Raw genomic sequence first — 15,008 nt, forward strand, 5'->3', positions numbered from 1 at the left:
ATGGATGTTACGCAAATTAATGACTCATTAACAGATATCTATTTTTACTTGCACTATAAACATGAAGAAACGTTAACCCACCAAAATATTCGATGTATGCAAATGATTAAGAAGAAAAAAGAGGTAACAGTAAAGGATTTATCAGAAGTGCTTGATGTTACCCATCATACGGCTTCTGAGCATATTAAGAGACTTATTAACAAAGGGATTTTAGAAAAAGAACGTTCTGCTCATGACAAGAGAATTGTTTATGTAAAACTTACTCCTTATGGCGAAGAAGTCTTGAAACGAAACACAGAATTAGATGAAGATAAGTTAAAAATGATTTTAGAGCGATTTACATTGGAGGAACAACAGAAAATTATAGATGCTTTTTCCGTATTAAGAGAAGAAATAAAACATGTATATTCCACTTAAAACGATTATTTTTTAGCTATATAACAGATTGTATCGGTACGCCCGTTAGCAGGTAAGAAAATATATGGTTAACCAATTTTATATGATAGAAGGATGATGAAAAGGTGAAATTTCGTAAAGCCACTGTCAATGAAATTGATAAATTGATTTATTTAAGAAAGAAACAATTAGTTGATGAAGGAATCGAGCCTAATCAAGAGATTGATACGGAACTAAAAGAGTTCTTTACTAATAAAATGGGCGATGGTTCTCTAATTGAATGGATAGTAGAAGATAATGATGAAATGATTGCAACGGGTGCTATCATTTTTTTGAATTCCCACCTACCTACACCAACAAGAGTGGTAAATAAGCGAAAATTCCTAATCTTAATGTATCTACCCTCTCAGGGAGATTATGTGGTGTTTTATCGCTTCTGTTCACAATATACTATGTATAGTCATAATTGCAATGAAGCTCAGTATACATAATGTTGTATGAGAAATAATTGACTTGGAAATATGGGAGTATGGGAGGTAGGATTATGGAAGAAAACGAGAATACGAAGAAAAATGAGAATCTCAAAGGTCATAGGTCTACACAATGGACAGGGGATACACCGGCAAAATTTCATTCGCAAACTATAGGTGAAAGAGGTCCAATACTAGAGCAGGACAGTATTCTGCACGAAACAATGGAAACTTTTGTTCATGAAAAGATTATAGAAAGGCCGGTACATGTAAAAGGATATGGCGCTTTTGGGTATTTTGAGACAATGCATTCTATGTCAAAATATACAAAGCTCTGTTTTTTACAACAGCCTGGTCAACAGGTTCCCATCACAGTAAGGTTTTCTCTTGCTGTAAGCAATAAAGGTACTCCAGATACTTCTCGCAACATACGCGGCTTTGCTACCAAATTTTACACACAAGAGGGTGTTTTTGATCTTGTTTTTAACCATATTCCTGTGTTTTCTGTCAGAGACCCTATACGTTTTCCAGAGTCCATTAAGGCATTTTTACCTTCACCAGTAAACAATTTAATAGATCCTGAACGGTTCTGGAGTTTCATAGCTAGAGCGCCGGAATCAACTCATTTTCTTGTCCAGCTATACTCTGATGCAGGTACAGTAAAAAGTCTTCGCCACATTCCTGGTCATAGTGTGAATACCTATGTGTGGAGGAATGCACAAGGAACTCGTCATTATGTGAAATACCGTTGGATTCCATTTGCTGGTGAGCAGTATATAGACCGACACGAAGCTGCTCGGTTAGCCTGCGAGAATCCTGATATTGCGGGTAAAGATCTATATGATACCATAGCAATGGGAAAGACTGTTGAATATGGGCTTTACGTGCAGGTTATGAATCCAAATGATGAAGCCAATCTTCCTTTTGATCCTCTAGACGATACTAAGGTATGGGATGAACAGCAATATCCATTATTGCCAGTTGGCCGATTGGTACTGGACCGCAACCCAACTAACTATATGGAACAAGTAGAGAAAATAGCATTTTCACCGTCCAATCTTTTGGACGGTGCTGAATTATCGGACGATAAAATGCTGCAAGGACGTGCAAATATTTACTCGGATTCACAACGTCGGCGGTTGGGACCAGATTTTCGTAAAATTCGCATCAACCAACAGGAAGACTGGTCGCCCAATTCCCTTGTGACCAGTGGAAATGGTAGATATGTGGAGGGACGTCTTATGCGATCCGACCTTCCTAAACCAGATAATTTTACGCAGGCTGGTGAGTATTATCGTGCCCTTTCTCCTGTGCAGCAAGAACATTTGGTGGATAACCTCTCTGCCGATCTTGCCGGTATATCACATGTTACGCAAAGTATTGTGTTGAGCTATCTATGTAATGCATCGGCAGAACTGGGAGAGAGGGTTACTCAACACATTGAAATGCAAACAAAGGAATAATTCTAATTCTCATTGTCCTTGTTCCTTCTAAATTAGCAATATTATATAAGGAATTAGAAGAAAAATAAGCAGTCCCCTTATTAAGGTCTGCTTATTTTTTAGTACCGATAAATCACATTATGTTAACTAATTTTGTATATGATATACACACGTTCCAAAGAAATCTTCAGTCTCCAACAGCAAATATTAATTTATTTTGCTGTAAAGCTAAATTGCACATTTCTTGCAGTTCATTAAAAAATAATACAATCCTCTTTTCTTTAATTGAATTTCTTATTAGAGTACATATTTCAATTAGCTCCCTTATTTGTTCTTGGGAATAGACTTTATCACCGTATGGATTAAGGTCTAGGATGAGCTCTATAAATGCTTTATGAGGAATTTCCTTTTCCTTTAAAGAATCCTGTATTTCATCAGTTAAACTTGCACACATCTCTGAGTGTGCTGCTTCTTTAATAGTGTTTCCTATACAAAAATCAATAGCCATTTTGTTACTCCTTTTGATAATAGTTACTTACTTTATATTAAGTATATTCTTTTAAATTTTAACAGGATATAATATCTTGAATAGTTTATTAGAATGGAGAAACGAGTTGTATAAACTGAAGAGCATGTTAATAATAATATTTTCTATTTTCATTTTTCAGGGGGATAAAGAACAAAACCTGATAGAGGAAGATACGAAAAAAGGAGATGATATGACGATGGCTTATGATAAAGCAGAATGGCATTATGAAGGGGACTTTCCAGAAGAATTAGATGAAGATCAAGGATTTGTACATACAGGAATGTATTTAGGATGGGTTATAGATAATAACTTGTATAGCAAGGAGTTTAAAGAGGTTTCCTCTAATGAAATAGCAAAGTTTAAACAAAATCTACTATCAGGAACGGAAATATATATGAATTGGGATGGCGTACTAGCAAGTGACATGTTAAGTAAAGAAGGAAATGCTTTTACCCAAGATTATTATGAGTCAGGAATATATTTTGAAGATTATGCAGACCTATTCTCTGATGTTAGTTCTGTTTATGAAGTAAATGATACGTTGGATAATTACAATATCGTGAAAAGCAAACTTAATGAACGTTTTAAAGAATGGAAAAGCGAGTAGATATCTACTTACATAAATTTTAAAGCCCTAGAAAAATTTATTTTCTCAGGGCTTTTTATTTCCGATGAAATCCATTATGTGAACTATTTTTAACCCAAACTATTACTTTAATGTTATTTTTAGTAATAAGGGGAGTGGGATATGAATTTAAAAAAGAGCCAGTCTTATATTGATTTGACAATAAGAAATTGGGATAACACAGAGTTTGGCAGTAAGTTGTGGGAAATGTGTGAAGCAGCTAGAGAATATGAAAATGATCAAGTTGAAGTCCATCAAGTAGTAAATTTAGGGAAACGTAAAGGAGAATGGCATTATTTAATTATCCTAAATATCAGTCAAGATTTAGATAATTTGGGCACACTTATAGAAAGTAATTATAGGTAATTAAAGCCCCTTTATTCTATTCTGTAGGATAAAGGGGCTTTAGTTCCTGTAATTTGTTTTATGTTAACTAAATTTGTATATGAGATTTATAGAAATCTACGTCTCTAGATGTATAGTAATAAGGGGAAATTAATGTTAAAATTTTCTATGTAAATTAATGGATAGTACATGGAGGATATTTATGAAAAAAGTTTATATTGGGGTCATAGTAGCTTTGAGTATATCTATACTCTTGTTTGGTTGTAGCTCAAAGGAAAAAGAGATGAAGGAAGACGTAGACTTAGGATTTGACCAAGCTAAAAAAGTAGAAGTATCATCTGTAAATCATCCAGAAATAGTATTAGATACTATTGATAAGAAGCAAGATATAAATACATTTATCAATAAACTAAAAGTTGATAAATGGAATGTTGCAGATCTCCCTGCCGATGCTAAGAAAGAGAATGTCTATAAAATGTATCAAGAAGGAACTGTTAAATTGGGAGAGGCATCAAATAAGGGTAAAAAAGAACTTAAACAAGTTGCTACAATTACTACTTACAAAGGTATTCCTTATATTGACGTTGAAATTAAAAATCTTAATTTAAAGCTTAAAGTTCCAAATGATGTATCTGAATATCTGTCTAGTCAAAGTCAGCAGAAACAGTAGGTACATACATAATAGGTATAAGAAATAGAGCTCTATGAGTGTTGAACACTTTTAGGGCTTTATTTCTGCCGATAAGTTACACCATGTTAACAAGGATTGCATATAATATACATTTTTCACCTTAATCGAAATTGGATGTGTTAACATAAAAGTAGATATTGTTAGGAGGACATAAATTTGAAATTTAGACAACTCAGTTTGGTCATGGTATTTGCTTGTACATTGATTCTTCTTGCTAGCTGTAGTGAAGAAGATAAGAGTTTACGCTTTGAAGGGGAAAGTGATAATTGGAAGTCTCAATACTTCTTAACTCAAGATAAGGATAGGGAAAATGGTGAAGGAAGTATTATTTATAAGGGAGACAATAAAGATAATATTGGAGAAGTTACATATAAAATTGAAGGTAATTATGGCAGTATCGATAAAACTTCAACACCAGTGGATGGCCAAATGAGTATCAATGATGCTTGTGAAGGATGTGCAAAACAAGATAGTTCTGAACCCTTTCATGTAACTATCAAATGGGACGGTAAAACAGAAGAATTTGATTTAAAAGCAAAATAAAAGATGGTGAAAGAAGTTTCTCTTTCACCATCTTTTATTTTTACTACCTAGAACGGTGATTATGTTAACTAAGGGTGTATATCTTATACACCTTAAAAATAAAAAACTATCTCTTCCCATTCCGGAGGCCAGTAGTCTCTTCTGTTTTTAAGTTGTGTATGATATAAAAAGCTAGTTACTATAAAGAACTTTACAGGAAAAGATTATCTTAACCAAACTATATTCAGGGAACAAAAAAACCAGCTATATAAAATAGCTGGTTTCTTCGGTTAATGAAAATCCTCTATAAGAGTACTATTATTATAACATAAAAACTTAATTATAACTTATTTATCTACCATTATTTTCTCAAGTTCATCTAACATTTGATTAGCTGCAATTACACCGCCAGCAGTATTCCAAACTGCATCACTAACCTTATGCGCATTTCCAGCCTTAGAAACTTTTAAATTTTTCCAAAGTGGATCATTGGTCCATTCTTTTTCCATAGCTACACCTTCATTGTCACCTTTTGGAGCGTATGTAAAGTAGAACATAACGTCACCATCCATTTTAGGTATAACTTCTTTTCCAACATCTACAGCAAGGTTACCTAGTTTGCTATTATCTTTGAACATTTTTTCTTGCTCTGGAGTACGTTTAAATCCTAATTGTTTAAAAATTACACCTGAGAAAGAATCGGTATAGTAGATACGAGCTGTTCCTGGCATAAAGCGAACAACAGATACTTCTTGATTCACTTTATCACCAAGCTTTTCTTTAACATCATTAACATGTTGATCAAAGTCAGCTAATACTTCTTTTCCTTTTGCTTCTTTGTTTGTAGCCTTAGCATATAATTCAAAGTTTTCTTTCCAATCTCCTCTTAATGTCTCTGAGAATACAGTTGGTGCAATTTGACTTAATTGATCGTAAACAGCTTCTTGACGCATTTTATTCCCGATAATTAAATCTGGTTTCAATGCTGCAATCTTTTCAATACTAACTTCACTTTCTGTACCGACAACTTGAACACCCTTCATATCACCTTTAATATGGTCATACCAAGGATCACCTAACCAGGATTGCACTGCCCCAACAGGTTTAATACCCATTGCTAGTAAAGCTTCCGTTCCTTCATTTGTTAAAACGACTACACGCTTAGGTGTCTTAGGAATCTCTGCTTTTCCCATTGCATGCTTAACTGTGTAAGCTTTTTCTTCCTTTGAATTTGATCCTGACTCTTCCTTTGAAGCCCCATTACTGCCACAAGCAGCCATGAAAACTAAAAAAAGAGCAGTTACCAAAGCAAGCACAGCTTTTGAATATGTACGCATATTTTCTCCCCCAGTAAATATGATAATGATTTTCATTCTTATTTATAATGCTATGAATAGTGGTATACTGTCAATAGGATTATAAAATAATTTATAGTTTTAATAGAACTGTATGTAGCCTAACTACAATAATTAAAAATTCATTTTGTATACTATAATCTTGATGATTAATATTCAATAGGAGTGAATAGAACCTTGGCTCAATTTATTTGTCAGATGTGTGATTCTGATTTTGAAAGTTATAACAAAAATGCAAAATACTGCTCTCAATCATGTAAAGGAAAAGCATATATTAAACACTCAATTAAAAAATGTAAAATCTGCAGACAAGAAAAATAGGGTAGTTCTTATTCCTCTTTTCTTATCTGCACAATATACAGATTTGGTTACTATAATGGAGTTTTTAGAAAGATAAAAGCGTTCAATAAACCTTGATCTATGAGTTTTATCGAACATTTCTTATCTTACTTTATTAAATGAATTAAAAGGTTTTCATAAAACCTATGTCTCCTCCGTATATTTAAACGATGTAAATTTATATCGAGGAGGAAAACGATGTGAGAAAGAAGAGATACGATTACGCAGAATCCAACATCTAGCACATGAAATAATGGATAAGATGAATGTAGATGATGAATTTAATGACTCTTCTACATCAAAAGTAGTAATAGATAATCTTTCACGAGCTCTTGGTAATTTAGCAGATCCATTTGGTAACTATTCACTTGAATATGTAGAAGAAAAAGTAGAGAGAGCACATTACTTATTATTTTAAAATGAAAAGAAGTTAAAAATTAAATAATCATGAATGAAAATGATTATTAGTATCAATACTATTAATAAATAAGGGTAACCATCTCTCTTATGGCTACCCTTATTTATTAAACTTCTGGTATAAATGTTTTACAATCTGTATCCTCACTATTTGATGCCTGTTTGCCTTTATGGCTGACAACATATATCTCATCAGCAGTACATTTGTTGCCAGAATGCCAGTATTTACAGTTGTTTACTTCACAGAGAATATTTTGCTCCATATTATCACACCTCCTCTTTTGTTATGATTAACAAGTTGGAGGTTGCTGATACTGACCTTTTATCAAGTTTTCTGATGAACAAATTCCCCATGTACAATAAGACATTAAAATTTTAATACATGTTTCAATTCCCAATAAGAAAATCCTATGTATCACGAGATAATTTTTCTGTTTTGTTTTCAGTTCTAGTCACAGCTGTTGAACTGGACATGTTTTTCATAGTGAAGATTCCTCGAAGCTTTTGGAAAAGCTGATTGCAAAGGAATTGCAATGTTCAATGTCTTCTTCTGTTTCCGGAGCAAGCTCGATTTTTAATCCTTTTTGTACAATTTCTGCTCCACAAAGTTCTAGTTTTTCCTCTAATAAATCAACAGCTGCACAAAATTCAGGATAAGAACGATCACCAGAACCGAAGATTGCAGCTTTTTTACCCATTAAATCAACATTTTCAACTTCATCATAAAAGTCTTCAACCTCGTATGGTAGGTCTCCATTTCCCCATGTATATACACCTAATAAAATACCATCGTACTCTACCAGCTTTTGTATATCCAAGTGTTCAATTTCCTCCATGTCTATATGGTAACCAAAAGGTTCGAGATTTGATTTTATCAGTTCAGAAATCTCTTCAGTATTGCCCGACATGCTTGCGTATGCAATAAGAATTTTAGTCATACTGTTTCTCCTCTTGAAGTTTTTCAGCTTGTTTAAACATTCTGCACATGAGCATAGTTCATTTTACTCTTTACCTGTTGTGCATGGCGCAGCTCATTAGAAAGAGAAAGAAATGCCTCTCTGTCGTGTGTATCGAGTGCTTTGTTTATTTTAAAGTTCAAATAATTAATCTTTAGGTCTAAATCCCAGATAGAGCAAATGCTACCCTTAGCATGTAACTCCTGAATATCATCAACATAGATAAAGAACTGAAATTCGTTATTAATATCGATTAAACAGTACCATCCTAAGCCATCGACGTATTTCCGGTTGTTTGTAATTGTCCAAATATCTCCTTGACGGAAGTTAATCATATGTTGATGCTGTTGTTCTGGACAACAGCACCCTACTTCGTGGCAAAATGGCTTCATTATTATGAAATGCGTATCCATATACAATTCTCCTTTACGTCTATATACTTTCTTGAAACTTTTTTCATTTATAAATAACTTTATAATTGACATTGATAATCATTATCATTTTATATGATAATGATTATCAATGTCAATTATATTCTAGTTAAGCTCCTTTTTCTTGTGAAAATAATTATTAGCAAGAGAAAATTTGCTTGGTCTGTCTATTTTAAAAAGTAAAATGTATTTTTTAAATAAAGCTCTTTATGTTTTAGGTACGTTTCACTTTAATCCTACTAGAAAAGGCTACAAATAATCGTTAACCCTAAATATCACAAAGAACTAGACAAGAAGGTTAAGTGAATGATATAATCCTTTTAATTGATAATGATAATCTTTATCAATTAAAAGGACCCTTCAAACCTTAGTTTCGACTGATTCCCAGGACAGTTGAATATAGGAGACTTCCCTTTAGTCTCTTTTACCCCATTTCTGTGTAAAGGCAAAAAACCTACTCAATCGAGTAGGTTTTTTGTTATCAGTAGTTATAAAAGGAAATTATGATATATTTTAGTTACGTGACCTATTCAGCCGGGAGGAAGAAATGCAACCTAAACTTAGGCTGCTCTGAACCTTCAGTTCTTTTTTTCAGATTTCCAATAACATGTTTTACACATACATACTATACATGTAGTAAGAAATGAGGTACTTAAATATGAAAAAAGCTGAATTAATCGATGCGGTTGCAACAAAATCTGAACTAACGAAACAAGATTCAAAAAAAGTTGTAGATGCGTTACTCGAAACAATATCTAATACGCTTGCTAATGAAGAAAAAATTCAATTGATTGGATTTGGCACATTTGAAGTGCGTGAACGTGTAGCTCGTACAGGACGTAATCCACAAACTGGTGAAGAAATGACGATTCCAGCTTCAAAAGTTCCTGCGTTTAAACCCGGAAAAGAATTAAAAGAAGCTCTTAAATAAGTATATGGTAAATATTTTTTAGAAAGCTCTAAGGTTATTCCTTTGAGCTTTCTTTCACTTTTGGCATCGAAACAAGCAAAGTTAAACTTGAAGACTCACTTCTTTGATCCTGACGTTCCATAATCTTTAATCGTTAATTTCACATCATAGTTAATCGGAACTTCACTAAATGTTTGATCCCAATTCTCTTTGACCCTCATCCATACTCTAGGATACTTAATTCTCAATTGATTTCCGAAGCCTGCAACATCGACTTGGTATTCTTTTTGCATTTTTTCTATTACATTCCGCGCCATATGCTCTACTTCTTTTTCTGAAGTTTTTTGTGCCTTCTGTAAAAATTGATTTTCAAATGGGTTTCCTGAGGCCACCCAATTTTCAGATAGCCTTCCCTCTGATTCAATGTGTACATCAAAAGAGATATTGTTTCCTTTAACATGAGGTGTAATTTTACTTTTCATAGATTCTATTTCATATACAATTAGTTCATTTGTCTGTTTATCAAAACTTTTCACCACACCGCCCTTTCCCTTGCCTGTTAACCATGTTATTCCCTCCAATTCCTTTTCATTTAAAAAACCACGCAGTTTCTTTGTCTTTCCTTTTATCACGGCAGCTCCTACAAATTTTGTTTCCCCATTTTTTAAGATTACATTTTGTAAAAGAAAACTCGATCCTGATTGTAGCCTACTCTCTACCTTAATGATCGGCATAGGAGGTAAAATCCTTGTTGTTCGATATGCATTATCTACCATTCCATACAGGCGAAATGCGGGAACTTCTCCTGCTACTTTTGATTCTAGTGTGTCGCTGGCTCTTCCTTTACTAACAAACACCAGGCAGCTTGGTCTAAAATCGTTATCTCGAAGATATTGATCAAGTAATTGTTCTAAATTATATGATTGTGCAAGTTCTTCACCGATTACAATGACCTTCATATGAGTAGCATTAAAAGGACTTTCTGTTCTTAATGATAACTCACGAACTTGTTGAAGGATGGAATCTCCCGTTTCAGACATATTCACATAAGATTTTTGTGGCGATCCACCTTCTTTATTCGTTGAACTTGCTATTTGTGGAGTAATAAGCTGATAAGTTGTGGTAATTGAATCTTTTCTTGGATACTCTTCCCCCCGTTCAGTTATCTTTTTTTCTATAATTGACTTTTCTCCTTTATCGAATGCCACCCCTACACCTAGGCTTATCTCTTCTATTTCATGACTACTCCAACATCCTGTAAGAGAAAAAAGCAAAAGGACAGACATCGACACTAAGAGAAACCGTATATAGTGTTGACTTATATTCATTATTTTCTTCCTTTCCATTTCGCGACAATAAGGAGGGGCAGTGGGAGTAAGCCAAATAAAAACAATGCAATAGTGCCGATTATATCCCCAAGCTTAAATAAGTCATTATTATTTTTTGGAGTCATTGAGATGAGGTAGATAATTGGAACTAATCCATATATAAATGGATGGATGCTCTTTTTGAAAAGTTGTGCCAGACCTAGAGCAGCAGCATAATAAGCTATACTAAAGGTAGTAAACATTTGCATAATCCATATCACCAGCAATAGAGAATCGAATCGTTCGAAAACCAAACCAGTTAACTCAAAGCTACGTATGAGATCTAGTGTTGGCCATGTTCTGGTCATCACTTCATCGACAGACAACGCTCCTAGGACCATTACAACGGTTATTATGTAAAAAATTGAAGATATAAAGATTCCAACTAAGGTAGCTTTTATTGCTTTATTCGGCTGCTTCATAAATGCCACAAGTAGAAGCATAATTTCAGGGCCTGTGAATGCGAGAGCTGTTGTCTTTACCCCGTTCAGTACAGGGATGATGCCCGCTCCTAGTACTGGGCGCAGATTATCCACTTCAAATATTTTGATACTCATAAAGGCAACCAGCAAAAAAAGAATAACCGTAATAGGTAATATAATGTCAAACAGACGGGCAATTGGATTGATTCCTCCCACCATTAGATAGAGCCCCACCCACATAAATGGCATAATAATGGCCCAGGTGGGAGTGCCTTCTAGCAATAAATACTGTGTTACTTCTGTTAGTGAGCGAATTTGAAATCCGGAAGTTGTAAGAAAGTAACCTATAATAAGTAAACTAAGTAATCCACCCACCCATTTTCCTGCAATTTCTTGGCTGTATTGATAAAAGGTTCTTTGGGGAAACTGTTGACTTAGCTTTACCATGACTACTCCTGCCATCGTCGCGATTAGACCGCCTAAAATAACGGTTAGCCACACATCTGGTGTATGCACCTTCTCGACAGATGTTCTAGGTAAGGTGAGAATTCCTGTACCAAGTATAAAGTTGATAACAATAACAGCTGCTTGGGGAGTTGTTATTTGATCTTTTGGACTAAGAATCATCCTTTCCTCTTCCTTTCACGATAGGTTATCCTTTACGTATAGGATCTTTCGTATGCATCATCTTCGGACGTTTTTTCATCATCATAAGAGGCATGCGGACCATCAAGTCTTTCCATTCACTTAAACGATAAGGAACAGCTGGGCTCATATAAGGTACGCCAAAACTTTTTAGTTTTACTAAATGGCTGGTCATAAAAAGGAAAAATAAAACGACTCCATATAATCCAAGTATGGCAGCACAAAGCATGGCTATGAAGCGAAGAATACGTAATGTAATCCCTACACTATAATGCGGAATGGCGAACGATGAAATCGCAGTTAACGCCACTACAATCACCAAGATGGGGCTCACAATCCCTGCCTGCACAGCAGCTTCTCCAATGATTAATCCACCGACAATTCCCATAGCTGGACCAATTGGCTTCGGTAACCGGAGTCCGGCTTCCCTCAAAACTTCGATAGCTATCTCCATAAATAATGCTTCGATAAGGGCTGGAAATGGAACTCCCGATCTCGTTCCTATAATGGAAATGGCTAACTTAGTTGGAATTAGCCCTGGATGAAATGAGATAAAAGCAATATACAAAGCTGGTGTAAAAAGAGAAAGAACCACTGAGATATAACGAAGGAAACGAATGAATGTACCAGGGATCCACCTTTCATAATAATCTTCTGGTGACTGTAACATCATGCTGAATGTAACTGGAGCAATCAAAGCAAAGGGCGTCCCGTCTAATAAGATGGCTACCCGACCTTCCATTAAGGCGGCAATTACACGGTCAGGACGCTCGGTATTCTGTACCTGTGGAAAGGGGCTAAGATAATTATCTTCGATGAGTTGTTCGACATAACCAGACTCTGGCACATTATCAAGGTCAATTTTCTTAATTCGCTTTTCTACTTCTTGGACTAATTCTGGATTAACAATTTCTTTTATGTAAGCAACAACTAGATTTTTTTTTGAACGTTTCCCTACTTGAAATTTTACTAACGATAAATTCTCAATATCTCCAGTTCCTCTTAAAAGCGATGTGTTATCACTTAAGGATTCAGTGAAGCCTACTCGTGGGCCTCTCACTAATGCCTCTGATACTGGCTCTTCAATCGTCCTTGTTTTTAATTTGGTTGTACCAAGAATGAATGCATGTGATAATCCGTCAATTAAAAGTGCGGTAGAACCTGTTAAAACTTTTGATACTAACTCTTTAATAGATTGAACCTCTTCTACATCACTAATCGGTAACACTTGTTTTTTTATAAATTCGTTTGAAAGGCTTTCTTTTATGTATGGCTGTTCCTGTTTGTATTCTGCTGAAAAATCAACCATTAATGATGTCATAATATGTTTATCAATGAGATCTTTATCTGATAGACCTTCCACAAAAATAATACATGCCTGAATACCAGCACGCCCTAAAGTAAAATCCCGAAAATGAACATCCCAGTTATGACCAATTTCTTTTCTAACTACTTCTAGATTTAAAGTAAAATCATCTATAAACTGATCGGTTGAAGTTTGAGACATAGACCCCTGTTCATTTTCATCTTTATTAGCATGTTTTCCTATTTTTCTAATCTTTGATTTCCGTTCTTTCATTATCATCACTCTTCCTCTGAGGTATGAATCCAACTAAATAATTTAGAGATTATATATGGAATGACAAACACTATAAACGCTTGTATAAAAGCAGGCCATTCTGGAAGATAGGAAACAATTGATTTCCACATATTAACCACCTTATGTATGCTTATACCAAGATTGATTTTAGAAACAAGCATCTATAAAATTCCAAGATTTATCCAATAGAAAATTCTATTATTTACAGGTAGTGTTCTTCTTCTCTTCATTTTTATACAGAGAAAATTTAAGCCAATTATTTTTTTGAAACATTTTACAGATGGTATCAGATCTATAGGTAGAAGGAATGTTCATTTACCAATAATTCAGCCTCTTCTTTTATCGTATAGTTCTTCTATTTTTAACCATAATAATGATAAGATCATTTTAGATAGGGGCTTAATCATATAATAATGAATCGAGAAGAAGTGATAGAGATGTATAGTGAAGCTTTAGAAGGAAAAAGAAGACGGTTTCCTGATGGTTTTTTTATAGGAGAAGAAGGAAAGAAATATTTGGCGTATATGACACGTTATTTACTAGAAGAACTATTATCGATTAAAGTTAATGACATTCCCTTGAAGGTAAAAGCAAGTACTCTATGGTCTCATCGCTTAAAATCGCCTGCCAATTTACATGGTTGGAATTATTATGATGTAATTCAAAATGCCTATCCAGGTAAATTTAAGCCATGGGAGTTTCAACAAGTTCCAAATGGATATTGGATTGGGGAAAAAGGCAGAAAGAGGGCCATTCAAGCAGTTCAGTACGTGATTGAAGTTGAAGTAGAAATTAGTCTTGAAGATATTCCTTCTAAGATTAATCATCATTTCTTTAAGAAACATCGTTTATTAGGTGTTTTTTCTGTTTTTGAGCAATCCCCATTCAAAGTGATTGATGCTGTTTATCCTGGCATATTTAAACCCTGGCAATTTAATAATGTAGTTATGAACTGTTGGAAAGATCCTGTACACATAGAAGAGATAATGGAATGGTTTCTCTTTCAACAGCTTGGTTTTTTCTCCTACGCTGAGGCATATATAAAAATACAAGTAAAACACTTCTTCAAATATCGATTAACCGGTTTATATCAAAGGGCATTTAACTCTCGATTGGAAAGAGTTAAACAGTGGATCTCAATGGAGGGTGAAAAGGAGAAAAGAACTAGACGTCGATTAGAAACAAAACGTGATGAGTTTAACTAAAATCGTTACTTGGAAGAGGTTAAATACAATATAAGTAAGTATATACTTTCCTTTGAATAGGTAAGAAGGTTTAATGAGACGTGTGCGTTCTATGTTAGGATTCAAGTCTTATAAAACAGCTACTTCTATATTTAATGGTGTTGAAACTATGAGCATGATTAAAAGGAACAGATTCATCAAAGGATGACGTCTGCCCAAAACCAAAAAGAATTTATACATAAATTGTTTGGATTAGCTTCATAGTTAGAAATTTAAAGGAGATTGATACTCTATGCTTCTAGCGAGTAGTTTTTTCACCAGAACCGAAAAAACAACATGTAACTTAAAAAAGAGCCTTGCTC

At 34.3% G+C, this 15,008-nt stretch carries 18 protein-coding genes and 1 pseudogene; 11 read left to right on the forward strand and 8 right to left on the reverse strand.

What is annotated here, in order from left to right; genetic code table 11:
• From LIS78_RS29070 to LIS78_RS29080, 3 genes are all read left to right on the forward strand, one after another.
• On the forward strand, positions 1-417 hold the full coding sequence (locus tag LIS78_RS29070) for a MarR family winged helix-turn-helix transcriptional regulator (RefSeq protein ID WP_252285609.1): 417 nt from the start codon (positions 1-3) through the stop codon (positions 415-417).
• Between the two features lie 104 nt (positions 418-521).
• The gene (locus tag LIS78_RS29075; RefSeq protein ID WP_252285610.1) at positions 522-887 is read left to right on the forward strand and encodes a hypothetical protein; all 366 of its coding nucleotides are present in this window, start codon (positions 522-524) and stop codon (positions 885-887) included.
• Positions 888-940: 53 nt separating this feature from the next.
• Positions 941-2,329 (forward strand): catalase, encoded by a 1,389-nt coding sequence (locus tag LIS78_RS29080; RefSeq protein WP_286676982.1) that lies wholly within the window; start codon positions 941-943, stop codon positions 2,327-2,329.
• 166 nt (positions 2,330-2,495) lie between these two features.
• Here LIS78_RS29080 and LIS78_RS29085 read toward each other — a convergent pair whose 3' ends face one another.
• Positions 2,496-2,816 (reverse strand): hypothetical protein, encoded by a 321-nt coding sequence (locus tag LIS78_RS29085; protein WP_252285611.1) that lies wholly within the window; start codon positions 2,814-2,816, stop codon positions 2,496-2,498.
• A gap of 211 nt (positions 2,817-3,027) precedes the next feature.
• Between LIS78_RS29085 and LIS78_RS29090 the strand changes: the two genes are divergently transcribed.
• The 4 genes from LIS78_RS29090 (at position 3,028) to LIS78_RS29105 (ending at position 5,041) form a co-directional block, all read left to right on the forward strand.
• A complete protein-coding gene (locus tag LIS78_RS29090) occupies positions 3,028-3,444 on the forward strand; it encodes a DUF7832 domain-containing protein (RefSeq protein WP_252285645.1) in 417 nt (138 codons plus the stop codon).
• Between the two features lie 141 nt (positions 3,445-3,585).
• Positions 3,586-3,828, forward strand: a complete 243-nt coding sequence (locus LIS78_RS29095; RefSeq protein ID WP_252285612.1) for a hypothetical protein — start codon at positions 3,586-3,588, stop codon at positions 3,826-3,828.
• 181 nt (positions 3,829-4,009) lie between these two features.
• Positions 4,010-4,477: a hypothetical protein gene (locus LIS78_RS29100; protein ID WP_252285613.1), complete on the forward strand. Its 468-nt coding sequence runs from the start codon at positions 4,010-4,012 to the stop codon at positions 4,475-4,477.
• Positions 4,478-4,654: 177 nt separating this feature from the next.
• Entirely contained in the window at positions 4,655-5,041 is a 387-nt protein-coding gene (locus LIS78_RS29105) for a hypothetical protein (RefSeq protein ID WP_098197665.1), read from the forward strand.
• Between the two features lie 326 nt (positions 5,042-5,367).
• On the opposite strand, the gene LIS78_RS29110 is transcribed toward LIS78_RS29105, so the two are convergent.
• Positions 5,368-6,357, reverse strand: coding sequence for an ABC transporter substrate-binding protein (locus LIS78_RS29110; RefSeq protein WP_252285614.1), 990 nt, complete (start codon positions 6,355-6,357; stop codon positions 5,368-5,370).
• Positions 6,358-6,967: 610 nt separating this feature from the next.
• Between LIS78_RS29110 and LIS78_RS29115 the strand changes: the two genes are divergently transcribed.
• Complete coding sequence (locus LIS78_RS29115) at positions 6,968-7,132, forward strand: hypothetical protein (protein ID WP_171843305.1); 165 nt, start codon at positions 6,968-6,970, stop codon at positions 7,130-7,132.
• A gap of 106 nt (positions 7,133-7,238) precedes the next feature.
• On the opposite strand, the gene LIS78_RS29120 is transcribed toward LIS78_RS29115, so the two are convergent.
• The 3 genes from LIS78_RS29120 to LIS78_RS29130 form a co-directional block, all read right to left on the reverse strand.
• The gene (locus LIS78_RS29120) at positions 7,239-7,394 is read right to left on the reverse strand and encodes a DUF1540 domain-containing protein (RefSeq protein WP_081113397.1); all 156 of its coding nucleotides are present in this window, start codon (positions 7,392-7,394) and stop codon (positions 7,239-7,241) included.
• 216 nt (positions 7,395-7,610) lie between these two features.
• Positions 7,611-8,069, reverse strand: coding sequence for a flavodoxin (locus LIS78_RS29125; protein WP_252285615.1), 459 nt, complete (start codon positions 8,067-8,069; stop codon positions 7,611-7,613).
• 32 nt (positions 8,070-8,101) lie between these two features.
• On the reverse strand, positions 8,102-8,500 hold the full coding sequence (locus LIS78_RS29130; RefSeq protein ID WP_207372847.1) for an IDEAL domain-containing protein: 399 nt from the start codon (positions 8,498-8,500) through the stop codon (positions 8,102-8,104).
• 676 nt (positions 8,501-9,176) lie between these two features.
• Here LIS78_RS29130 and LIS78_RS29135 point away from each other — a divergent pair.
• Entirely contained in the window at positions 9,177-9,449 is a 273-nt protein-coding gene (locus LIS78_RS29135) for an HU family DNA-binding protein (protein WP_252285616.1), read from the forward strand.
• A gap of 95 nt (positions 9,450-9,544) precedes the next feature.
• Here LIS78_RS29135 and LIS78_RS29140 read toward each other — a convergent pair whose 3' ends face one another.
• The 3 genes from LIS78_RS29140 to LIS78_RS29150 are packed head-to-tail and all read right to left on the reverse strand — an operon-like array spanning position 9,545 to position 13,441.
• On the reverse strand, positions 9,545-10,756 hold the full coding sequence (locus LIS78_RS29140) for a Ger(x)C family spore germination protein (RefSeq protein ID WP_252285617.1): 1,212 nt from the start codon (positions 10,754-10,756) through the stop codon (positions 9,545-9,547).
• Positions 10,756-11,844, reverse strand: a complete 1,089-nt coding sequence (locus LIS78_RS29145) for a spore germination protein (RefSeq protein WP_252285618.1) — start codon at positions 11,842-11,844, stop codon at positions 10,756-10,758. The genes LIS78_RS29140 and LIS78_RS29145 overlap by 1 nt, the downstream gene beginning before the upstream one ends.
• 25 nt (positions 11,845-11,869) lie before the next feature.
• Positions 11,870-13,441, reverse strand: a complete 1,572-nt coding sequence (locus tag LIS78_RS29150; protein ID WP_434092396.1) for a spore germination protein — start codon at positions 13,439-13,441, stop codon at positions 11,870-11,872.
• A gap of 434 nt (positions 13,442-13,875) precedes the next feature.
• On the opposite strand from LIS78_RS29150, the gene LIS78_RS29155 reads away from it, so the two are divergent.
• Both LIS78_RS29155 and LIS78_RS29160 read left to right on the forward strand, forming a co-directional pair.
• A complete protein-coding gene (locus LIS78_RS29155) occupies positions 13,876-14,667 on the forward strand; it encodes a DUF4046 domain-containing protein (RefSeq protein ID WP_252285620.1) in 792 nt (263 codons plus the stop codon).
• A 70-nt stretch (positions 14,668-14,737) separates the two neighbouring features.
• Positions 14,738-14,910, forward strand: a pseudogene (locus tag LIS78_RS29160) (IS6 family transposase); the annotation flags it as partial.
• Positions 14,911-15,008: the final 98 nt, after the last annotated feature.

Origin of the sequence: Priestia megaterium, from assembly GCF_023824195.1 — a bacterium.
In the GTDB taxonomy this organism is placed as follows: domain Bacteria; phylum Bacillota; class Bacilli; order Bacillales; family Bacillaceae_H; genus Priestia; species Priestia megaterium_D.